The sequence below is a fragment of the Pseudomonas sp. H1_A03 genome (assembly GCF_054685145.1).
This window is the reverse complement of the sequence record NZ_CP162829.1, coordinates 3,892,161-3,911,267: the sequence shown is the minus strand read 5'-3', so window position 1 is coordinate 3,911,267 and position 19,107 is coordinate 3,892,161. Positions and strand designations below refer to the sequence as shown.

Annotated in this window: 20 protein-coding genes and 1 pseudogene; 12 read left to right on the top strand and 9 right to left on the bottom strand. The window is 60.3% G+C overall.

The features are described 5' to 3' along the window. Nucleotides 1-4: 4 nt before the first annotated feature. Genes AB4O35_RS18175 through tal form a run of 3 tightly spaced genes read left to right on the top strand, consistent with a single transcriptional unit; the run spans nucleotide 5 to nucleotide 2,752 of the window. Nucleotides 5-805, top strand: coding sequence for an SDR family oxidoreductase (locus AB4O35_RS18175; RefSeq protein WP_065872135.1), 801 nt, complete (start codon nucleotides 5-7; stop codon nucleotides 803-805). 45 nt (nucleotides 806-850) lie between these two features. Then, nucleotides 851-1,804, top strand: coding sequence for a sugar-binding transcriptional regulator (locus tag AB4O35_RS18170; RefSeq protein ID WP_065872134.1), 954 nt, complete (start codon nucleotides 851-853; stop codon nucleotides 1,802-1,804). Between the two features lie 24 nt (nucleotides 1,805-1,828). Continuing rightward, a complete protein-coding gene (gene tal / locus AB4O35_RS18165) occupies nucleotides 1,829-2,752 on the top strand; it encodes a transaldolase (protein WP_065872133.1) in 924 nt (307 codons plus the stop codon). A gap of 493 nt (nucleotides 2,753-3,245) precedes the next feature. On the opposite strand, the gene aqpZ is transcribed toward tal, so the two are convergent. Continuing rightward, a complete protein-coding gene (gene aqpZ / locus AB4O35_RS18160; RefSeq protein ID WP_065872132.1) occupies nucleotides 3,246-3,950 on the bottom strand; it encodes an aquaporin Z in 705 nt (234 codons plus the stop codon). Between the two features lie 223 nt (nucleotides 3,951-4,173). Here aqpZ and AB4O35_RS18155 point away from each other — a divergent pair, with 223 nt between their 5' ends. Both AB4O35_RS18155 and nadS read left to right on the top strand, forming a co-directional pair. Beyond that, nucleotides 4,174-4,488: a type II toxin-antitoxin system RelE/ParE family toxin gene (locus tag AB4O35_RS18155; protein ID WP_065872131.1), complete on the top strand. Its 315-nt coding sequence runs from the start codon at nucleotides 4,174-4,176 to the stop codon at nucleotides 4,486-4,488. A 2-nt stretch (nucleotides 4,489-4,490) separates the two neighbouring features. Next, nucleotides 4,491-4,778: a NadS family protein gene (gene nadS / locus AB4O35_RS18150; RefSeq protein WP_049712743.1), complete on the top strand. Its 288-nt coding sequence runs from the start codon at nucleotides 4,491-4,493 to the stop codon at nucleotides 4,776-4,778. A 29-nt stretch (nucleotides 4,779-4,807) separates the two neighbouring features. Here the strand turns inward: nadS and AB4O35_RS18145 are convergent. Both AB4O35_RS18145 and AB4O35_RS18140 read right to left on the bottom strand, forming a co-directional pair. Next, nucleotides 4,808-5,991, bottom strand: a pseudogene (locus AB4O35_RS18145) (sugar transporter). A gap of 391 nt (nucleotides 5,992-6,382) precedes the next feature. Continuing rightward, the gene (locus AB4O35_RS18140; RefSeq protein WP_065872128.1) at nucleotides 6,383-7,381 is read right to left on the bottom strand and encodes a bile acid:sodium symporter family protein; all 999 of its coding nucleotides are present in this window, start codon (nucleotides 7,379-7,381) and stop codon (nucleotides 6,383-6,385) included. 86 nt (nucleotides 7,382-7,467) lie between these two features. On the opposite strand from AB4O35_RS18140, the gene AB4O35_RS18135 reads away from it, so the two are divergent. Then, entirely contained in the window at nucleotides 7,468-8,256 is a 789-nt protein-coding gene (locus tag AB4O35_RS18135) for an AraC family transcriptional regulator (protein ID WP_065872127.1), read from the top strand. Nucleotides 8,257-8,288: 32 nt separating this feature from the next. Here the strand turns inward: AB4O35_RS18135 and AB4O35_RS18130 are convergent, their stop codons facing one another. Continuing rightward, a complete protein-coding gene (locus AB4O35_RS18130; protein WP_065872126.1) occupies nucleotides 8,289-9,302 on the bottom strand; it encodes an ABC transporter substrate-binding protein in 1,014 nt (337 codons plus the stop codon). 163 nt (nucleotides 9,303-9,465) lie between these two features. On the opposite strand from AB4O35_RS18130, the gene AB4O35_RS18125 reads away from it, so the two are divergent. After that, complete coding sequence (locus AB4O35_RS18125; RefSeq protein WP_065872125.1) at nucleotides 9,466-9,894, top strand: hypothetical protein; 429 nt, start codon at nucleotides 9,466-9,468, stop codon at nucleotides 9,892-9,894. A 360-nt stretch (nucleotides 9,895-10,254) separates the two neighbouring features. On the opposite strand, the gene AB4O35_RS18120 is transcribed toward AB4O35_RS18125, so the two are convergent. The 3 genes from AB4O35_RS18120 to AB4O35_RS18110 are packed head-to-tail and all read right to left on the bottom strand — an operon-like array spanning nucleotide 10,255 to nucleotide 12,372. Continuing rightward, complete coding sequence (locus AB4O35_RS18120; RefSeq protein WP_065872124.1) at nucleotides 10,255-11,214, bottom strand: saccharopine dehydrogenase family protein; 960 nt, start codon at nucleotides 11,212-11,214, stop codon at nucleotides 10,255-10,257. Then, on the bottom strand, nucleotides 11,211-11,612 hold the full coding sequence (locus AB4O35_RS18115; protein WP_065872123.1) for a VOC family protein: 402 nt from the start codon (nucleotides 11,610-11,612) through the stop codon (nucleotides 11,211-11,213). The genes AB4O35_RS18120 and AB4O35_RS18115 overlap by 4 nt, the downstream gene beginning before the upstream one ends. A gap of 16 nt (nucleotides 11,613-11,628) precedes the next feature. After that, nucleotides 11,629-12,372: an SDR family NAD(P)-dependent oxidoreductase gene (locus tag AB4O35_RS18110; protein WP_065872122.1), complete on the bottom strand. Its 744-nt coding sequence runs from the start codon at nucleotides 12,370-12,372 to the stop codon at nucleotides 11,629-11,631. A 138-nt stretch (nucleotides 12,373-12,510) separates the two neighbouring features. On the opposite strand from AB4O35_RS18110, the gene AB4O35_RS18105 reads away from it, so the two are divergent. The 5 genes from AB4O35_RS18105 to AB4O35_RS18085 all read left to right on the top strand — a co-directional run bounded on the left by AB4O35_RS18105 (nucleotide 12,511) and on the right by AB4O35_RS18085 (nucleotide 17,009). After that, the gene (locus tag AB4O35_RS18105; RefSeq protein ID WP_175403066.1) at nucleotides 12,511-13,413 is read left to right on the top strand and encodes an AraC family transcriptional regulator; all 903 of its coding nucleotides are present in this window, start codon (nucleotides 12,511-12,513) and stop codon (nucleotides 13,411-13,413) included. Nucleotides 13,414-13,842: 429 nt separating this feature from the next. Continuing rightward, nucleotides 13,843-13,974 (top strand): hypothetical protein, encoded by a 132-nt coding sequence (locus AB4O35_RS18100; RefSeq protein ID WP_256532845.1) that lies wholly within the window; start codon nucleotides 13,843-13,845, stop codon nucleotides 13,972-13,974. A 49-nt stretch (nucleotides 13,975-14,023) separates the two neighbouring features. After that, complete coding sequence (locus AB4O35_RS18095) at nucleotides 14,024-15,268, top strand: YcaO-like family protein (protein WP_083207192.1); 1,245 nt, start codon at nucleotides 14,024-14,026, stop codon at nucleotides 15,266-15,268. Nucleotides 15,269-15,372: 104 nt separating this feature from the next. Further along, a complete protein-coding gene (locus AB4O35_RS18090; protein WP_175403061.1) occupies nucleotides 15,373-16,146 on the top strand; it encodes a class I SAM-dependent methyltransferase in 774 nt (257 codons plus the stop codon). A 23-nt stretch (nucleotides 16,147-16,169) separates the two neighbouring features. Then, complete coding sequence (locus tag AB4O35_RS18085) at nucleotides 16,170-17,009, top strand: alpha/beta fold hydrolase (protein WP_175403062.1); 840 nt, start codon at nucleotides 16,170-16,172, stop codon at nucleotides 17,007-17,009. A 44-nt stretch (nucleotides 17,010-17,053) separates the two neighbouring features. Here the strand turns inward: AB4O35_RS18085 and AB4O35_RS18080 are convergent, their stop codons facing one another. Both AB4O35_RS18080 and AB4O35_RS18075 read right to left on the bottom strand, forming a co-directional pair. Next, nucleotides 17,054-18,796, bottom strand: coding sequence for an ABC transporter substrate-binding protein (locus AB4O35_RS18080; RefSeq protein ID WP_065872119.1), 1,743 nt, complete (start codon nucleotides 18,794-18,796; stop codon nucleotides 17,054-17,056). Between the two features lie 32 nt (nucleotides 18,797-18,828). After that, on the bottom strand, nucleotides 18,829-19,101 hold the full coding sequence (locus AB4O35_RS18075) for a DUF2160 domain-containing protein (protein ID WP_003232363.1): 273 nt from the start codon (nucleotides 19,099-19,101) through the stop codon (nucleotides 18,829-18,831). Nucleotides 19,102-19,107 lie beyond the last annotated feature (6 nt).

Sequence of the window (19,107 nt, the reverse complement as noted above, 5' to 3'; positions counted from 1 at the left end):
CATCATGTCGCAACGATTCAGCGGTAAAACCATCGTCATCACCGGCGCCTGCCGTGGCATCGGCGCCGGCATTGCCGAGCGCTTCGCCCAAGAGGGCGCCAACCTGGTACTGGCCTCCAACGACCTGGAACGCGTGACCTTTACCGCCAACCAGCTCGCCCAGGAATACAACGTGGACACCCTGGCCCTGGGCATCGACGTCACAGACGAAAGCGACATCGAAAAGCTCTACCGCGAAGGCCATGCCCGCTTTGGCAGCATCGACGTGTCGGTGCAGAACGCCGGCATCATCACCATCGACCACTACGACACCATGCCCCGCGCCGACTTCGACAAGGTGCTACAGGTCAACACTACCGGCGTGTGGCTGGGGTGCCGGGAAGCGGCCAAGTACATGGTCAAACAAGGCAGCGGACGGCTGATCAACACGTCATCCGGCCAGGGCCGCCAGGGGTTTATCTACACGCCGCACTACGCCGCGAGCAAAATGGGCGTGATCGGCATCACCCAGAGCCTGGCGCTGGAGTTGGCGCGGCACAACATCACGGTGAATGCGTTCTGCCCCGGCATCATCGAAAGCGAGATGTGGGACTACAACGACCGCGTCTGGGGCGAGATTCTCAGCACCGACGAAAAGCGCTACGGCAAGGGGGAGTTGATGGCCGAATGGGTCAAGAACATCCCATTGCGCCGCGCCGGCAAACCCTCGGATGTCGCGGGGTTGGTGGCGTTCCTGGCGTCCGATGACGCGGCTTACCTGACCGGCCAGGCGATCAATATCGACGGCGGCCTGATCATGTCGTAAGGGTTTGGTATCCTCACCCGCATTGATGTCATCACTGAGGCCTTCATGAGCCAGATCGAAGAACAGCGCCTGATCACCAAGATCGCGAGCCTCTATTACGAAGAAGGGCTCAAGCAATCCGAGATTTCCGCACAGTTGGACTTGTCGCAGTCCTTTATCAGCCGCGCCCTGCGTCGGGCGCTGCAGGAAGGCGTGGTGAAGATCAGCGTGATGCGCCTGCAGGGCCTTCACCTGGAGCTGGAAACCCAATTGCAGCGCCGCTACGGCGTGCGCCAGGTGATCGTGGTGGAAGCCACCGAGCCCGGTAACGATGAAAGCATCAAGCAGGCCATCGGTTCAGCGGCCGCGCATTACCTGGAAACCAGCCTGTCGCCCCAGGACCATATCGGTATTTCGTCGTGGAGCAGCACCATTCGCGCCATGGTTGGCCACTTGCATGCGCAGCCGGGCAAACAGGCAGCCCAGGAAGTGGTACAACTGTTGGGCGGCGTCGGCCATAAGGGCGCGTTTGAAGCCACCCTGCTCACCCAGCGCCTGGCCACCCTGCTCAACTGCCCGGCGTTTTTGCTGCCGTCGCAAAGCATCGAGCAATCAGTGCAAAGCAAGCAGCGCATCATGCAGATGGAAGAGGTCAAGGAGGTGCTGCAACGCTTTGACAGCATCACCCTGGCGATTGTCGGCATCGGCGACCTGGAACCGTCGCAACTGCTGCGCAACAGCGGTAACTACTACACCGAAGACATGCTGCGCCTGCTGGCCGAGCGCGGTGCCGTAGGTGATATCTGCCTGCGCTACTTCGATGCCCAGGGCAAGCCGGTACTGGAGGAAGACGAAGAATTCGTAGTGTCGGTGGCCCTGCCCAAATTGCGCTCGATCCACCGCGTGCTCGGCCTGGCCGGCGGGTTGAACAAGGTCCAGGCGATTCGCGGCGCGCTCGAGGGCGGCTACCTGGACATCCTGATCACCGACCTGGATACCGCACAGGCCTTGAATCACTAAACTCATTAGGGAGATCGACCGCTCATGACATCCAAGCTCGAACAACTCAAGCAGTTCACCACGGTGGTCTGCGACACGGGCGACCTTGAGGCTATCAGCCGTCTGAAACCGGTCGACGCCACCACCAACCCGTCGCTGCTGCTCAAAGCCTCGGCTATCGCACACTACGGCGACATCCTGCGTCACTCGGTCGACCTGTCCAAGGGTGACCTGGGCCTGGCCTGCGACCAGTTTTCAGTGGCAGTAGGCTGCGGCATCCTCAAGGCCATTCCAGGTCGCATCTCGACCGAAGTCGACGCGCGCCTGTCGTTTGACGAAGACGCGCTGTGGGCCAAGGCCAACCAGCTCATCGAGCTGTATGACAAAGCCGGTGTCGGCCGCGACCGTGTACTGATCAAACTGGCTTCTACCTGGGAAGGCATTCGCACCGCCGAGCGCTTGGAAAAAGCCGGTATCCAGACCAACCTCACGTTGTTGTTCTCGTTTGCCCAGGCGGCAGCGTGCGCCGATGCCGGGGTGTTCCTGATTTCACCTTTCGTCGGCCGCATATACGACTGGTACCGCAAGAGCACGGGCCTGGACTACACCGGCGCTAAAGACCCGGGCGTGCAGTCGGTGACGCGGATCTACAACTACTACAAGGCCAACGGCATCAAGACTGTGGTCATGGGCGCCAGCTTTCGTACCCTCAGCCAGATAGAGGAATTGGCCGGGTGCGATCGCCTGACCATCAGCCCCGAATTGCTGCAAAAACTTGATGAAGACCACGGCCCGCTGGAGCGCAAGTTGGTACCGGGGGCGACGGGCGAGCCGCGCCAGACCATCGACGAGGCGCAATTTCGCTGGGCTTCCAACGAAGATGCGATGGCTACCGAGAAGCTGGCCGAAGGCATTCGCCAGTTTGCGCGGGATCAGGAGAAGCTTGAGGCGGTATTGGCTGCGCTGTGATGACGCTGTCTACTTTTGGTCCGGTGGCAACCTGATAGCCGCCCGAACCCTATCAGGTGTAAATCGATCAAAATGTGGGAGCTGGCTTGCCTGCGATGGCGGTTTGTAGGGCGGCCATGTGTTGTGGTTGGAATGAGTACATATCCGTTATTTAGGTGATGGCTAATATAGGTTTCGCCCTTACGGCGAGTCACTTTGCAAAAGCGGCAAAGTAACCAAAACGCTCTTGCCCCACCACTCGGCACCTCGCCCAGGCTCGGTGTGCCCTCACTCCGGCTTGAATCCGTGGGCCGCCGCGATGGGCCATCCTTGGCCCAGCGCGGCTAACCCGGCGTCCTGCCGGGTTACCCACGGATTCAAGCCTGCGTTCGGCCAGCGTGGTTGACGGGGCTCCTGAGATCAACATCAAAAACAGATCAAAAGCCAAGGCCAACGCCAAAGCCAACACTGCCGAAAGCTAAGTCTGTACCGATTTTCTCAAACGTATAAGGTGTCAACTCGGCTTTTGCTCGCCCAGCGTGCGAGCTGCCAACGCTCCCAACACTCCGCCAACAATTGGCGCCACCCAGAACAACCATAGCTGCGCCATGTATTCGCCCCCGGCAAACAACGCCGGTCCGGTGCTGCGCGCCGGGTTCACCGACGTATTGGTCACCGGGATCAGCACCAGGTGAATCAACGTCAGCGCCAGGCCGATGGCAATCGGCGCAAAGCCAGGCACAGCGCCCGGTGCGGTCACGCGCATGATGATGAATACGAAGAAAAACGTGGCGATCAGTTCGGCCAGCAACGCGGCCTTCATGTCGAAGAGGCCTGGGCTCAATGGGCCATAGCCGTTGGCGGCAAAACCACCCACTGCGAAATCAGGCTGCCCGCTGGCAATCAGGTACAACGCCGCAGCGGCGACGATCGCTGCGCTGACCTGCGCCGCGATGTACGGCAGCACATCACCCGCAGGAATGCGGCGCCCTGCCCATAGGCCAATGGTCACCGCCGGGTTGAAATGCCCGCCGGAGATGCCGCCGACCGCGTAGGCCATGGTCAATACAGTGAGACCAAACGCCAGCGAAACGCCCACAAAGCCAATGCCCAAGCCGGGGAAGGCAGCCGCCAGAATGGCGCTGCCACAGCCGCCGAACGTCAGCCAGAAAGTGCCGATAAACTCGGCGGTCAAACGCTTTTGCACAGTGGACTCCATTGCTGCTCAAGTGCCGTCACCACAGGCCGTGGGCGGTCCTGGGCGACGGTAGCAATGGGTATCAAAATACTGTGTAAGACTTGTCTGGAGTTCTAGCCCCTGAACACGTTGCTTCTGAAGCACGCCGGCCCTTTGTATAAAACCCGCTTACAACTAACCTGCTGTTCCCCTTCCCTGACTGCACTAGCATTGCCGCCGACTAAGTCAATGGCGTACATTTGCTATGATTTTCATTGAAACTGCGGTTTTCACCCGGCGTGTAACGGAGCTCATGAATCACGACGCCTACCTGGGTTTGCAGGTAGCGTTGATGTTCAATCCGTGCGTTGGAGATGTGATCGAAGGAACGGGCGGCATCCGAAAGCTGCGTATTGCTTCAAAAGGTCACGGCAAACGAGGCGGCGCCAGAGTGATTTACTACCACTTTGTAACGGCTTCAAAAATTGCGTTATTAATGATCTATCCAAAAAACGAACAGCAAGACCTGACTAACGATGAACGCAAAGCACTGAAAGCCGTCATCGAACACTGGAGATAACCATGAGCAAATTCTTCGATGAGCTGATGGAAAGCGTGCAACAGATGGACGAAATCGTCCGAGGCGAGCGCAAGCCCTCTCGCGAATTCATTGTTGACGCGCTTCAAGTCAAACAAATCCGTAAGGCAACGGGCCTGACTCAAGCCAAATTCGCAGCCATCATCGATGTTCAAATCGGCACGCTACGTAATTGGGAACAGGGGCGACGCGAACCAACAGGGCCAGCAAAGGCGCTGTTGAGGGCCATTCACAATGACCCGGTCCATGTGTTGAATGCGTTGGCCCTTTAACCCAACGGTGGCTGGCGCGAGAGTTTGATTCAGGCTCCCGCCACACCCTGCCCAAACTTGCGAATCGCCAAGCAATACCCAATCAACGCCACCGCCGCCAGCAACCCGCCCGCCGCGCCGATCCAGGCGAAGCCGAACTGGCTGCCGACCCAGCTGCCCATCAGTGCGCCGCCGCCGATGCCGATGTTGTAGATGCCGGAGAACATCGCCATGGCCACGTCGGTGGCATCCGGTGCCAGCACCAGCACTTTGGACTGCATGGCAAGGCCAAAGCCCATGATCGCCATGCCCCAGAAAATGCTCAGCACCACCAGGTAGGATTCCGCGCCGCTCAACGGCAGCAGCAGCGCCAGGCACGCGGCCAGGATAAATACCGCGCCGACGACGAATAAATGCGGGTTGAAGCGGTGCACCAGGCTGAACAGCAGCGAGCCGATGATGCCCGCGCCGCCGAATACCAGCAGGATCAGGGTCACCGCGCTGCCGCTCATGCCGGCCACGCCTTCGACGAAGGGTTCGATGTAGCTGTAGGCGGTGAATTGCGCGGTGACGGTCATCGCGGTAAGCACATAAAGCGCCACCAGCGCCGGGCGCTTGAACAGCAGCGGCAGGCTGCGCAGGGAGCCGGAGTTCTGGCTCGGCAATAGCGGCAAGGTGCGCGCCAGCCAGAACACCAGCGCGGCAGCGAAGGCGCCGATCACCAGGAACGTGGTGCGCCAGCCCATGGCTTCGCCGAGCAGGCGACCCAGGGGAATGCCCAGGACCATGGCCAGGGACGTACCGGTAGCCAACAGGCCGAGGGCTTGCACCTGCTTGCCTTCCGGCGCCAGGCGAACGGCCAACGATGCGGTGATCGACCAGAACAAGGCATGGGACAAGGCAATGCCAATGCGACTGAGCATCAGCAAGCCGAAGCTGTTAGCGACGCTGGAAAGGATGTGGCTGACAATAAACATGCAGAACAGCACGATCAGCAGCTTGCGCCGTTCGATGTTGCGGGTCAGCAGCATCACCGGCAGGGAGGTCAGGGACACGATCCAGGCGTAGATCGTGAGCATCAGGCCGACGCTGGACACCGGCATGTCGAAGCTGGCGCCGATGGCACTGAGCAGCCCAACGGGCACGAATTCGGTGGTATTGAACACAAAGGCGGCCAACGCGAGGGCGATGACCGGTTGCCAATTGGTTTGGGGGTTGCGGCTGAAATGCTCATTGAACGGCGCGGTACTCTGACGGTGATCGAGCGGCCACCCAGGACAAGCGCCGCCGCCGAGCATTCTATAGGTTTCTGGCCCCGCTGTTGACGCGGATCGTCGCCTAAGGGGGTCAGGGCGACGTCAGGATGATCACTTAGTTACACGCCTGGACTCGGCACAGCCGTTCAACTCAATGACCGTGCCCCTGTGCGTATTTGTCGCACATCCGGGCTCGACGACACTGCCCACGGTTTGCGCCGCGCCGCACGCCCCCGCCCAGAAGCACAACAGGCCGGTAAGCAGCGAAATACCTTTAGTGCTCATGCCGACACGCCTTACTGGGCTCTTACCACTAAGTTGTCTGGCCGGGCGTTTATTGAGCTTACTCGGCAAAGGCTGTGACGTAGATCAAGGATCCACCTGCCCCATCAATTCCGGAATGCTTTCCGGGCGCTTGGCATAACGCTGGGCCAATGCCGCACAGACCATCAACTGGATCTGGTGAAACAGCATCAGCGGCAGGATCAGCACCCCCATGGTCGCCCCGGCGAACAGCACCTGCGCCATCGGCACGCCGGTCGCGAGGCTCTTCTTCGAGCCGCAGAACAGAATGGTGATGCGGTCTTCCTGGTTAAAGCCGAAGGCCTTGCCCAGCACCGCCGACGCCACCAACACCAAGGCCAGCAACACGCAGCACGCCACCACCAGCCCGCCCAGTTCCCACAGCGGGATCTGGTGCCAGATGCCTTCGTTGACCGCTTCGCTGAACGCGCCGTACACCACCAGCAGGATCGAGCCTTGGTCGACGAATTTCAGCCAGGATTTATTGCGCCCCACCCACTCGCCGATCCAGCGACGCGCGATCTGCCCGGCGATGAACGGCAGCAGCAATTGCACGCTGATTTTCAGGATTGCGTCGACGGTCGAGCCGCCGTCACCGTGCACGTTGAGCAGCAATGTCACCAACAGCGGCGTGAGGAAGATGCCAAACAGGCTGGAGGCCGCCGCACTGCAAATCGCCGCCGGGATATTGCCGCGTGCCAGGGACGTGAAGGCAATCGCCGACTGCACCGTAGCCGGCAGAGCGCAGAGGTAAAGCATGCCCATGTACAGGTCGTTGCCGATCATTGGCGACAACAGCGGCTTGAGCGCCAGGCCCAGCAGCGGGAACAGCACGAAGGTCAGGCTGAACACCAGCAGGTGCAGGCGCCAATGACCGGCGCCGGCAACAATGGCCTGGCGCGACAGCTTGGCGCCGTGCAGGAAAAACAGCAGTGCGATAGCCAGGTTGGTGACCCAGCCGAAGGCCACGGCGGTCTGGCCGCTGGCGGGCAACAGGGAGGCGAGGATCACCGTGGCGATCAGCGTCAGGGTGAAGTTGTCGGGCACGAAACGCGGGCGAGTCATAAGCAGGATCTTCCAGGGGTTGCCAAGAGCGTCACCGCGACTCTAACGTAACGGCTTATTACCGACTAACGCCAATGAGCCAGTAAATGCCGCCTAAAGGACATGAAAAGACCGTCCGCCGCAGTGTCCCTGGGCTTTCCAGCCTGCCACGGCCGGTGTATGGGCGCACCGAATCGCTGCCCAACCGTGCGCTGACCCGCCGACACAGCCACCCTTGGGTGCAATTGTCCTACGCGATTTCCGGGGTGCTGGAGATCCAGACCAGCGTCGGCCGTTTCGTGGCGCCGCCACAGCGCGCTGTGTGGATACCAGCGGGAATGCCGCACCGGGTGTTCAGCTCGCCCCACACAGAAATGCGCAGTCTGTACCTCGATTGCAGCGTCACGGCCTGGGCGGCTGAGCGCTGTCATGTGCTGGAAGTGAGCAATTTACTGCGCGAGTTGATCCGCAGCTTCAGCGAACTCCCGGTGGAATACGCTGAGGACGGGCCGGATGGGCGTTTGGCGCAAGTGGTGCTGGATCAATTGGCAGCGGCGCCGCAGGTCGATTTGATGTTACCGCTGCCGCTGGACCCGCGCTTGCGGCAGATCTATCGCAGTTTGAACCTGCACCCGGAGCAGCAGACAACGTTGGGCCAGTGGAGCCAAAAGCTGGACGTGAGTGAGAAGACGTTGAGCCGGTTGTTTTTGAGGGATACCGGGCTGACGTTTCGCGCATGGCGCCAGCGCTTGCGGTTGCTCACCGCCCTGCCCGCCCTGGAGCAAGGCGAGCGGGTAACGGATGTGGCGTTGGGGTGTGGGTATGAGTCGACGTCGGCGTTTATCAATGCGTTTCGGCAGCAGTTTGACGCCACGCCCGGTGAGTTTTTCCGCTGACCGCTCAAACACTGCAGATCCCACATTGGAGGTCAGCTGCCGTTACCACTGTGGGCTTCTTCGAAGAAGTAGTCCTTCCAGCTGTCGGCCTTGTTTTTCAGCACGCCGAGTTCCTGCAGTTTTTCAGCATAGATATAGGTTCGCTGCGGCACGATGGTGAAGTCGATTTCCGGGTCCTGGACGATCTTCTCCACCAGGTCCAACGGCAACTTCGACTGCTCTACCCGAATGTACGTCTTGGCCGCCGCCGGTTTATCAGCCTTGATGATGTGTTCGGCTTCGGCCAGCGCGGCATAGAACGCCTTGTAGGTCTTGGGGTTTTCGTCGTGGAATTTCTGCGTGGTGTACAGCACGTTGAACGTCGCCTGCCCACCGAGGATGTCGTAGGAACTGAGCACCTTGTGCACATTCGGATTGAGCAATTCCTGATACTGGAACGGCGGGCTGGAAAAGTGCGAGTTGATCTCCGAGCCACCGGCAATCAATGCGGCAGTCGCGTCGGGGTGCGCCAGGCTGATGGAGATGTCATCAAACTTCTTGTAGTTGGCATCGCCGAACTGCTTGGCCGTCTCGATCTGCAAGGTCCGCGACTGGAAACCCACGCCAGCGGCGGGCACGGCGATGCGGTCTTTTTCGCTGAAGTCCTTGAGGGTCTTCACGTTGGGGTTGTTGGTCAGCAGGTAGTTGGGCATCGAACCGAGCGAAGCGATGGCCTTGACGTTCTGCTTGCCCTTGGTGCGGTCCCACAGGGTGAGCATCGGCGGCACGCCCGCGGAAACCACGTCCAGCGCGCCGGCCAGCAGCGATTCGTTCATCGCCGTGGCGCCGGAAATACTGTTCCACTCCACTTGGATATCCAGGCCCTGCTCCTTGCCATGCTTCTCGATCAGGTGCTGGTCACGCACCACGTCGAGGATCAGGTAGCCGATGCCGAATTGCTGGGCAATGCTGATCTTGCCCTCAGCCTGGGCACCGGGGCTGAGCAAAGTGCTTGCGGCAGCCAGCGAGGCAGCCAGAAGGGTCAAAGAGGAGCGCTTGAGGGTCATGGGGATCTGCCGCACTTTTGAGAAGGTGAACGAGGGTAGCCACGATTTTTAAGACGGGAAAAGAATATCGAGATCTATTGTTATGCAAATAACCCACAAACAGCCGCTCGGCTGCTATTGTGCCGCGCTTTGAAAAACCGCCGAACCTGCGAGGAAATGGACGTTGAACACTGACGAAAAAATGACCGGGGACCTGTTCGAGGTGGATAAGCGCCTGTCACTCAAACCCGTGGTGGACTTCAACGCCTACCTGCGCAGTGCTTTCGGCGAAGGCCCGTGCAGCTGCATCCGCTGCACCGCCAGCCAGGGTGATGAAACCGGCTACGCGTTCCAGCACACCTTCACTTTTGACGGTAAACCTACCCACCGCCGCTTCGCCACCACCGCCGGCAGTGATGTGTTGCAGGCACTGAAGAAAGCCTGGTTGTCGTACACCAAGGCCGAGTTGCCGTTGAGCGGCGTACTGGCGCTGGAGACGGTGAAGGAGTTTGTCGAGCCACAACTGCATAAACGCCTGGCACCGCTGTTTTTGGCCAGTGAGTTGGTCAAGGATGTCGAGGGGGAGTTGCTGGTTCAGCCACAGGCGGCGTGATCTTGAAATCACCGCACGACAATAGGTGGGAGCTGGCTTGTCGAATCGTCGCACCGCTACGATAGCGGCGGGTCAGCAAAGCACTTGTAAACTGACAGTCCGCTATCGCAGCATAAGTATCTACACATCTTGGGGGAACCCTCTGCGTAGCAGCTGTCGAGCCCTGGCGAGGCTGCGTTTGCGGGCTGTCTGACACACCGCTGACGCAGCCTCGCCAGGGCTCGACAGCTGCTACGCAATTTCACGTTGAAGATGTGTAGATACTTATGGCTATCGCAGCGGTTCGACGATTCGACAAGCCAGCTCCCACATTTGAGCTGCGACGTTCTCAAATACCCGCCGATGGCAATTCCCGATAGCTCAATAATCGATGATCTGCGTACCGGCAATCGTCTGGGCAAAGCCCACGCCGAACAGCTTTGCAGGTGTTTCGAAGCCGGCCCGGCGCTCACCGCCGAGTACCCGGCGCGCGGCTTCGACGGCTGCCAGTGGGGTGTAGCTGTAGCCGTTGACGGTCTCGATGACCGAACGCGCCACCGAACCATCGGCACCCATAACTTCGGCCACGGCGAGGGCGCGATGGGCGTCACGCTGTGCCTGGGTGGGGCCATCGGGCAGCAGCGACAGGTCGCCTTCGGGAAAGGCTTCGCCGGTGATGTGCACGAACATGGCGATATTCGGAATAGCGCTGGAATGCCAGGCCGTCACTAGGTCGCCAAACGACAAGGGCGCGCACAGCGCCGGGCCATCGCCAAAGTCCAGGTACTGCGGTTGCGCGTCCGGCGTGGCGACCAGTTGGCCGTCGATCCGCGCCATCACGCCGGCACCGATGATCTCGCCGACACTCATGGCCGACCCACGGGACATGGCGCCGGGCACCTGCAGAGCGATTTTTATCGACTGCGGCTGCTGCACACGGCGGGCAACATGCAGGGCCAGGCAGTCGGTGGGCACCACGTCCCAGCCCACACCGGGCAGCAGCATCACCTGCACTCCAGCCCCGAGTTGCTCGGCCAAGCGGTACACGTTGATTTCGGCGGTGATGTCCAGGTAGTCGGTGCCATTGGCGATGCACGCACGCATCAGGGCTCCGGCGGTCTGGGCGAAAGGGCCGGCGAAATTGAGCAGGACGTCAATCCCTTCCAACTGGGCGGCATCTGGCGTGAATACGCGGTAAGGCGCGTCCAGCTCAGCCGCCAGGGAAGCCAGGCGTTCGACGTTGCGGCCGGCCAGCACCAGGTTGAGTCCGAGTGTTTTCGCGTGTTGCGCCGCCATGCGTCCGGTGTAGCCGGTGGCGCCGTAGATCATCAGGGTTTTCATGAGGTGTGCTGCCAGCTCTTGTAGACGAATTCGAGGCTGTAGCCGTCCGGGTCAAGGACATTGGCCGCGTAGTAGTTGGGGTCGTAATGCAGGCGTGCACCCGGCGCGCCGTCGTCGGTGGCGCCGTTCGCCAAGGCGGCGGCGTAGGCGTTTTCCACCTCAGCGCGATTATTGGCGACAAAGCCCACATGCACCGCTCGCCCTTCCACCACGCCTTCGCGCAACCAGAAAAATATCCGGCCATTGGCGCCAAAGCCCTTCAAGTCCGGGTGGCCGGGTGGGCCGTCTTTGCCGTCGTAGTCATGCCGCGCAGTGATGCCGAGGGGCGTCAGGGTGGCTGCGTAGAAACGAATGGAGCGCTCAATATCACTCACCGAAATAAACAGATGATCCAGCATGGTGGGGTCTCCCGACTCAGATGATGTAGCCGCCCGCGACTTCAAGGGTCTGGGCATTAATCCAGCGGCCTTCTTCCGATAGCAACAGGGCGATTACCCGTGCCACGTCTTCCGGTTCGCCTACACGGCCAAGGGCGGTTTGCCCGGCCAGCTGGGCTTCGAACTCGTCGTTCAAGCCGCCGCCCAGTTCGGTGCGGATCGCGCCGGGGGACACGGCGTTGGCGCGGATACGCCGCTCGCCGAACTCCTTGGCCATGTAGCGGGTGAGCACATCCAGGCCGCCCTTGAAAGCGGCGTAAGGTGCGACGCCAGCCGTAGCGACGCGGGTGGTGGCGCTGGTGAGGTTGACGATGCTGGCGTGTTCTTCCAGCAGCGGCAGCAAGGTTTGGGTCAGGAAAAACGGCCCCTTGAGGTGCACGTTGAACAGGCCGTCGAATTGCGCCTCGGTCACCGATTCAAGGGGGTTGAACAGGCCGTAGCCCGCGTTGTTCACCAGGCCGCTCAGGGTGCTTACGCCCCAAGTGGCTTGCAGGGCGTGCGCCACGGCATCGTGGAATGCAGCGAAAGTGCTGACGGCGGCAACGTCCAATTGCAGCGCCACGGCTTTACCGCCTTCAGCCACTATGCGCTTGACCACCGCCTGCGCCGCATCCGGGTTGCTGTTGTAAGTAAGGATCACGCCGTGCCCCTGGCGCGCACACAATTGGGCGGTACTGGCACCGATCCCGCGGCTGCCTCCGGTAATTACGATGACGCTCATGGCCTGCTCCACTGCTAAAAAGTTGAGTGACCACAGTAGCCATCACCCTACGCCTCCACGCAGCCGTTCCTACTCCAATCCTGCCTGTTTCTGCTTTTTGCTTGCGCGAGGTTTGTAGGAAGGAACAGCATGGCGGCCATGAATACTCAATTGATCGAACTGCGTGCCCTGGCCGCCAAGGCTGAAAACCGCCGCACCGAGACTGGTATCCCCCGCGTGGCGATGGTCCAGGGGGCGATTCCCGAGCATATGCTCGCGGCGGTGTATGACCCGATGATCAACCTGATCCTGCAGGGCAGTAAGTGCATGACCGTGGGCGACCGCACCTTGCACTACGACCCGGCGACGTATTTTGTGATGTCCATCGAGCTGCCTGCCGTGGGGGTGGTGAACCCGGCGAGCACCGGCGAACCTTACCTGGCGGTGAGCCTGACCCTGGACCCGAGCGTGCTGACCACACTGCTCAATGACTTGCCGGCGCCCAGTGGTCGTCGCGAACAGGAAGCCGGTTTTTCAGTGGCGGCGGTGACGCCGGCCTTGATGGATGCCTGGGTGCGCATGCTGCGCCTGATGGGTGACCCCGTGGCGATCGCCGCCCTGGCACCGGTGTATGAGCGGGAAATCCTCTACCACGTGTTGCAAGGCCCCCACGGCTGGATGTTGCGCGAGATTGCTGCGCCGGATACCGCCATAGCGCGGGTCAGCCAGGCGATCCAGTGGATTCGCCGGGATTTTGCAGAGCCGATTCGAGTGGAAGCATTGGCGCAGAAGGCGGCGATGAGTGTTTCGGCGTTTCACCGGCACTTCAAGGCGGTGACTAATCTGAGCCCGTTGCAGTATCAGAAGCGCGTGCGATTGTTGCAGGCGCGCACGTTGATGGTGGCCAGCGCGAGCAGCGTGACAAGTGCGGCGTTTGAAGTGGGGTATGAAAGCGCGACCCAGTTCAGCCGGGACTATGCGCGGGTGTTTGGGCTGCCGCCGGCGAGGGATACAGCGCGAATTTTAGGCGAGAACAAAAGCCGTCATTCAATGCAGGACTGATCTGGGCGTTAGGCGCACCGTGGTGATGCCATCGCAGGCTAGTGAGCGCTCCTATCAATCTTTTTGCAAGCAAGCCCGACAGCGTCAGTAGTACATCAAACCAAGATCAATATCGGGACGGCCATCACCGCTTCACCACCGCGAAAATTCAACACCTCTGGAAGACTTACCCGCCCCTGCCCAGGGCAATGCCTACCGCTACTCCTCTTAGCGATGGATTTCACCACAGACGCAGCCCCCGGTTCCAAAGCAAAGCAACCTCTCCACAGCGGTCAAATATTGAAGTGAAAGAATTCATTTCCATAGCCCTCCGCCAACGCTTTTGCAACAGCTGCTCACATTTGCCCACGCCGGCCATTTTTAATAGGTTCTAGCCGTGCTCATCGAGAGCACGTCACCCTACCTTCAAACAAAAATGAGGCTTCAAACATGGGCTACATGGCTAGTGCAAACGCAAATAAAATCGCCGAGATGGAACAGCTGGAGCAGGAGCACGCGGATGATTTCATCGAGACCCTGCAACTCACTGATACGGAAAGAGCGGAGCTGGAAGCCGAGTAAGTGAGTCGAGGAGAGGCAATGCCTCTCCTCCTTCCCAGGAGTTACCTTCATGAGCATTCCCCAAGCCATCGCCCCCGAACGCTGCCAGACACTCGTACTCGCCCACCATCAGATTCTCGCCCAGTTGAGTGCGTTGAATTTGCGCGCACACTTGCGCATCGTGGGTGAAGGCGAGCTGTGCGTCCAAGCCTGTTTGTACGACGCACATGCGATAGAGGTCGCACGCGGCGCGGGCAAGGGTCCTCCGGCAACGGCACGTGTAGGCGCGTTATATGAGGCACTGGAACACTATTTGAGCGACGATCTGCATGCGTCGCCCCTTCACTGCCAGGCGTCCGGCTACTTTGTTGATCACCCACAGTTTGTCGATGACAGCGCGTTGGCATTGCTGGTCGCACAACAAGAAGACGCTGTCGTTTGCCGCACCTATCGCAGCTTGGTGGATGACCAGTCATTTTCCTACCCGCTAGCGTTGACCTGCCCACGCTACTGCGAGCAGCCACTGCATAACGATCCGACAGACCTGCGCGTCCTGCGCCGTTATTCGAGCAACAGCGGAACTGCCATCGGAGCCACGGCTGACGAAGCGCTTCTGCATGCCTTGAACGAGACTATCGAACGGGATGCCCTTTCACTGTTTCTGCTGGAGCATTTCTACTACCAGCGCCCGCTCAGTCGTCTACGCCGCGTCTATCCGGACAGCCTTGGCCCCGAGGCCCGAGCCGTGTTGCAAACACTGAGTCAGCCCTTCGATGCAGAGGTGGTCTTGCTGGATATCAGCCGCGAATTCTGCGCGACCACCTGCCTGGCCTTTATCAACACGCCTTGCGCGATGCCAACCGTCTACGGCTCAGGCACCTCCCTGACGCCCGCGCACGCGGCCTGGCGTGCACTGACCGAACTAGCACAGTTGCAAGCGCTGGCGGTCGAACCGCCTTTGAGCCGTCATTTGCTCAATGCCCAGCGACACCTGGCACGATTCCCGCGCCTGCAACGCTGCCTGCAATTCGCCCCTGAGCGCCTGATGGCGCAACCCGTCGAATGGGTGCAACTCCACGAGCGGCCGGCGCCAACCGGTCTAGGCGAACAAATCACTCTCCTGGTGGGCGATATGGCCAGCCACAACCTGACACCCGGGGTGTGCCGCCTGTTTCAAAGCCAGCTTGGCACCACGCTCGTCCAGGTGGTGATCCCGGGGCTGGAGCGTTTTTTCCTGGTCTCCACCGGCAATATCGTGGTGCCGCAACAGCGCGGCAGGCGTCTATGCGGTGAATCGCAAGTTGCCACGCTATGAACCCCAGCACCGTGCAACGTCATTTTGAGCCATTGGGATTCGGGCTCAGTCAGCTGTTTGTACTCAATACCGGGAGCCGCCACTGGGCAGGCCGCAACAGGCCGATGCCCGACGATCAGGGGCAACGCCGCCTGAGCAGCCTCTTGCGTCCCTCCATGCTGCTGGGCCCCCTCACCAGCCATCACTGGAGCAATGAAGGCGTTGCACTTTTCTATCAGGCCGCTACGCCTGCGGCCAAGCACCTGGCATTTATCGAAGCACAGCAGCAAATCCATAGCGACGTGTGCTTTCCGTATCCGCCGCTGGAGATGCACGCTGAGGAATTCGTCTGCCCGCCGAGCTTTTGGGAGTGTGACGATGAGCGCGCCACGCAGTTGAACATCGACGAAGCGCACTTTCGTGAACAGTGTGTCGCTGTGCTACGCGAGCGCCTCAAGCCTGGGGCGCTGATCCATGACCCGGCGTGCTCCACCGGCGAGTTGATCGCCCATCTGGCCCAGGCGCTGCCCCGTTGCCGGTGCCTGGGCTCGGACCTTTCGGCCTCGATGATTCGCTACGCATCGCAACGCCACGTCGGTTCAACCGTGCGCTTCAGGCAAGCTGACGCTGCACGGGAAAACCCTGCCTGCGATGCCTTGATCCTACGCTTTCTCAACGCCGAGGTGGTCACGCGGCGCGACGCCGAAACCTTGTTGCGCACATTACTCGGCAGCCTCAAGCCGAGTGGCCTGGCCTTGGTTTTTGGTCATACGCCGGTACTGCCGGCAGTCCCCTGGATCGCACAAGCGCTGGGCATCACCTTGGAATCCTGTGTGGCAGCCCGGCCAGGACAGCTTGAGCTGTTTCAGTTTTACTTGCTCAGTCGCCCCTCGGCATGAAGCCTCTGTATCGCAGTGGGCACTTGCCGGTATCCGGCGGCCATCAGGTGTATTGGGAGCGGCACGGCCAGGAAGGTGGTGAACCGGTGTTCTTCTTGCACGGCGGGCCGGGCGGTAGTTCCAGCCACGATCACCTGGCGTTTTTTAACCTGGAACACTTCGAAGTCGTCCTGTTCGACCAGCGCGGTGGCGGACGCTCGAGTCCCCATGGCGAGTGGCAGAACAACGAAACGGCCCGGATCATCGAAGACATTGAAGCGTTGCGTAAGCATTTTGGCTTTACCCAGATCACATTGCTGGGTATTTCCTGGGGTAGTTGGCTGGCGCTCAAATATGCTTGGCAGGCCCCATCGCGAGTATGCCGATTGGTGCTGGCATCACTGTTCGTACCCACTCCCAATCACCTTGCCACCTACCATCGAGCACTAGCGTGCTACTTGAAGGCCGAGGCGGTTACATCGTTTGAACAAGTGTGCAAGGACCTCGAACAATCTTGCGAACGCTTGCAACACAAGGCAGCGATGGCATGGGTCGGCGCAGCGCTGCGCCTGAATCGCCAGCGGATGGGCAAGGCAGCCTTGGAGCACTTCATTGATGAAGTCGCCTTGCGCGCAATCCGTCTGGAGGTGCACTACCATCGCGCCGGTTATTTTTTTTGCGAGGAGGATCAGGGGCTGACACTGAGCTGTGCGTGCCACGTGATACAGGGCATCAATGACCCTATCGGCCTGTCGAGCCTGCGTTGGTTGCGCCAACGAGCACTGCTGAAATGCAGACTATTGCGCGCCGGGCATGATGCGTTTGATCCCGTGCTGATGCGTGCAATTCAACAAAGCCTGATGCGGGCAAACTGCGGACAGTAAAACGACACGCAAGCGTGTCGTTTTACCCTTCTGCACTGGCGTTATTACTTACGCGCCGCCTCCCACGACTTGAGCAGGTCGCTGTAGCTCACGGTCTCGCCTTTCGGCTTCTCATTCGCCAGTTTGGGTTTTGGCGCGCCCGGCTGGTCGAACCAGTACTGCGCGTCACGCTCGGGGTTCATTTTCGGGCCGCACACCGGTTGCACCTTGGAGCGCTCCAGGCGCGTCATGATCGCATCCTGCTCCTTGGCCAGGTTGTCGAGGGCCTGCTGCGGGGTTTTCTCGCCGCTGGCGGCCGCGGCGATGTTGCTCCACCACAGTTGCGCCAGGCGTGGATAGTCCGGCACGTTGGTGCCGGTTGGCGACCATTCGGTACGCGCCGGGCTGCGGTAGAACTCCACCAAACCACCCAGTTTCGGCGCCATGTCGGTCATGGCCTGGGAGTTGATGTCGGACTCACGAATCGGCGTCAGGCCAACGATGGTTTTCTTCAGCGAGACGGTCTTCGAGGTCACGAACTGCGCGTAAAGCCAGGCCGCGAGTTTCTGTTTCTCCGGCGTCGACTTGAGGAAGGTCCAGGAACCTACGTCCTGATAGCCCTTCTTCATGCCCTTTTCCCAGTACGGTCCGACAGGTGACGGCGCCATGCGCCATTTCGGCGTGCCGTCGGCATTCACCACCGGCAAGCCCGGTTTGACCATGTCGGCGGTAAACGCGGTGTACCAGAATATCTGCTGGGCGATGTTGCCTTGGGACGGCACCGGGCCGGATTCCGAGAAGGTCATGCCCGCCGCTTCCGGTGGCGCGTAGGCTTTCATCCAGTCCACGTATTTCTGTGTGGCAAATACCGCGGCCGGGCCGTTGGTGTCGCCGCCACGGGTGACGCTGGAGCCCACCGGGTGGCAGTCCTCCACGCGAATGCCCCACTCGTCCACCGGCAAGCCGTTGGGCAGGCCCTTGTCGCCGCCACCGGCCATGGAGAACCAGGCATCGGTGAAGCGCCAGCCCAGGGACGGGTCCTTCTTGCCGTAGTCCATATGCCCATAAATGCGCTTGCCGTCGATTTCCTTGACGTCTTCGCTGAAGAATTTGGCGATGTCTTCATAGGCCGACCAGTTCACCGGCACACCGAGGTCGTAGCCGTATTTTTCCTTGAACTTGGCTTTCAGCTCGGGGCGCTCGAACCAGTCGGCGCGGAACCAGTAGAGGTTGGCAAACTGTTGGTCGGGCAATTGGTAGATCTTGCCGTCCGGCGCGGTGGTGAAGGAGATGCCGATGAAGTCCTTGATATCCAGGGTCGGCGAGGTGAAGTTCTTGCCTTCATTGGCCATCAGGTCGGTGATCGATTCGGTCTTGCCATAGCGAAAGTGCGTACCGATCAGGTCGGAGTCGTTGACCCAGCCGTCATAGATGTTTTTGTCGGACTGCATCTGGGTTTGCAGCTTCTCCACCACGTCGCCTTCCTGCAGCAGGTCGTGGGTCAGCTTGATCCCGGTGATCTCGGTGAAGGCCTTGGCCAGCACCTTGGACTCGTACTCGTGGGTGGTGAGGGTTTCCGACACCACGTTGATCTTCATCCCACGGAAGGGTTCGGCGGCTTTGATGAACCACTTCAACTCTTCGAGCTGTTGGGCTTCGGTGAGCGTCGACGGCTTGAACTCGCTGCCGATCCATTTTTTTGCGGCATCTTCATACGCATCGGCCCAGGCCGAGGCGCTCAAACCGCTGAGGGCCAGTACGGCGGCCAATGAAATGCTATGTCGCAGCTTATTGTTTTTATTCAACATAGAGACCTCCAGGTGGTTTATTCACAAGGGCATCAGCCCCAACGCATCACACTCAACAGCCATACCAGGGAGAGCGCGGACGCCACCCAGATGCTCCAGTCGGTAACGCCGATAACCAGCAAATGCAGGTAGGCGCTACCGAGAAGACCGATAAACAAGCGATCACCACGGGTGGTGCTGATCGGCAGAAAACCGCGCCGGGGGATACTCGGCGAGCGCAGTTCCCAAGTGGTCATGCCCGCCAGGATCAGGGCTATGCCGCCAAAAAACAGCGCCGTGGGGGTGGTCCAGGCCATCCATTCCATCATCGA

What these genes read in the sequence shown, in the direction of transcription:
- tal (WP_065872133.1), top strand. Translation starts at nt 1,829, where the DNA reads ATGACATCCAAGCTCGAACAACTCAAGCAGTTCACCACGGTGGTCTGC.
- AB4O35_RS18080 (WP_065872119.1), bottom strand. Translation starts at nt 18,796, where the DNA reads ATGTTGAATAAAAACAATAAGCTGCGACATAGCATTTCATTGGCCGCC.
- AB4O35_RS18170 (WP_065872134.1), top strand. Translation starts at nt 851, where the DNA reads ATGAGCCAGATCGAAGAACAGCGCCTGATCACCAAGATCGCGAGCCTC.
- AB4O35_RS18140 (WP_065872128.1), bottom strand. Translation starts at nt 7,381, where the DNA reads ATGACTCGCCCGCGTTTCGTGCCCGACAACTTCACCCTGACGCTGATC.
- AB4O35_RS18075 (WP_003232363.1), bottom strand. Translation starts at nt 19,101, where the DNA reads ATGGAATGGATGGCCTGGACCACCCCCACGGCGCTGTTTTTTGGCGGC.
- aqpZ (WP_065872132.1), bottom strand. Translation starts at nt 3,950, where the DNA reads ATGGAGTCCACTGTGCAAAAGCGTTTGACCGCCGAGTTTATCGGCACT.
- AB4O35_RS18135 (WP_065872127.1), top strand. Translation starts at nt 7,468, where the DNA reads ATGCCGCCTAAAGGACATGAAAAGACCGTCCGCCGCAGTGTCCCTGGG.
- AB4O35_RS18090 (WP_175403061.1), top strand. Translation starts at nt 15,373, where the DNA reads ATGCCCGACGATCAGGGGCAACGCCGCCTGAGCAGCCTCTTGCGTCCC.
- AB4O35_RS18175 (WP_065872135.1), top strand. Translation starts at nt 5, where the DNA reads ATGTCGCAACGATTCAGCGGTAAAACCATCGTCATCACCGGCGCCTGC.
- AB4O35_RS18155 (WP_065872131.1), top strand. Translation starts at nt 4,174, where the DNA reads ATGATTTTCATTGAAACTGCGGTTTTCACCCGGCGTGTAACGGAGCTC.
- AB4O35_RS18110 (WP_065872122.1), bottom strand. Translation starts at nt 12,372, where the DNA reads ATGAGCGTCATCGTAATTACCGGAGGCAGCCGCGGGATCGGTGCCAGT.
- AB4O35_RS18095 (WP_083207192.1), top strand. Translation starts at nt 14,024, where the DNA reads ATGAGCATTCCCCAAGCCATCGCCCCCGAACGCTGCCAGACACTCGTA.
- AB4O35_RS18115 (WP_065872123.1), bottom strand. Translation starts at nt 11,612, where the DNA reads ATGCTGGATCATCTGTTTATTTCGGTGAGTGATATTGAGCGCTCCATT.
- AB4O35_RS18130 (WP_065872126.1), bottom strand. Translation starts at nt 9,302, where the DNA reads ATGACCCTCAAGCGCTCCTCTTTGACCCTTCTGGCTGCCTCGCTGGCT.
- AB4O35_RS18120 (WP_065872124.1), bottom strand. Translation starts at nt 11,214, where the DNA reads ATGAAAACCCTGATGATCTACGGCGCCACCGGCTACACCGGACGCATG.
- AB4O35_RS18100 (WP_256532845.1), top strand. Translation starts at nt 13,843, where the DNA reads ATGGGCTACATGGCTAGTGCAAACGCAAATAAAATCGCCGAGATGGAA.
- AB4O35_RS18105 (WP_175403066.1), top strand. Translation starts at nt 12,511, where the DNA reads ATGAATACTCAATTGATCGAACTGCGTGCCCTGGCCGCCAAGGCTGAA.
- nadS (WP_049712743.1), top strand. Translation starts at nt 4,491, where the DNA reads ATGAGCAAATTCTTCGATGAGCTGATGGAAAGCGTGCAACAGATGGAC.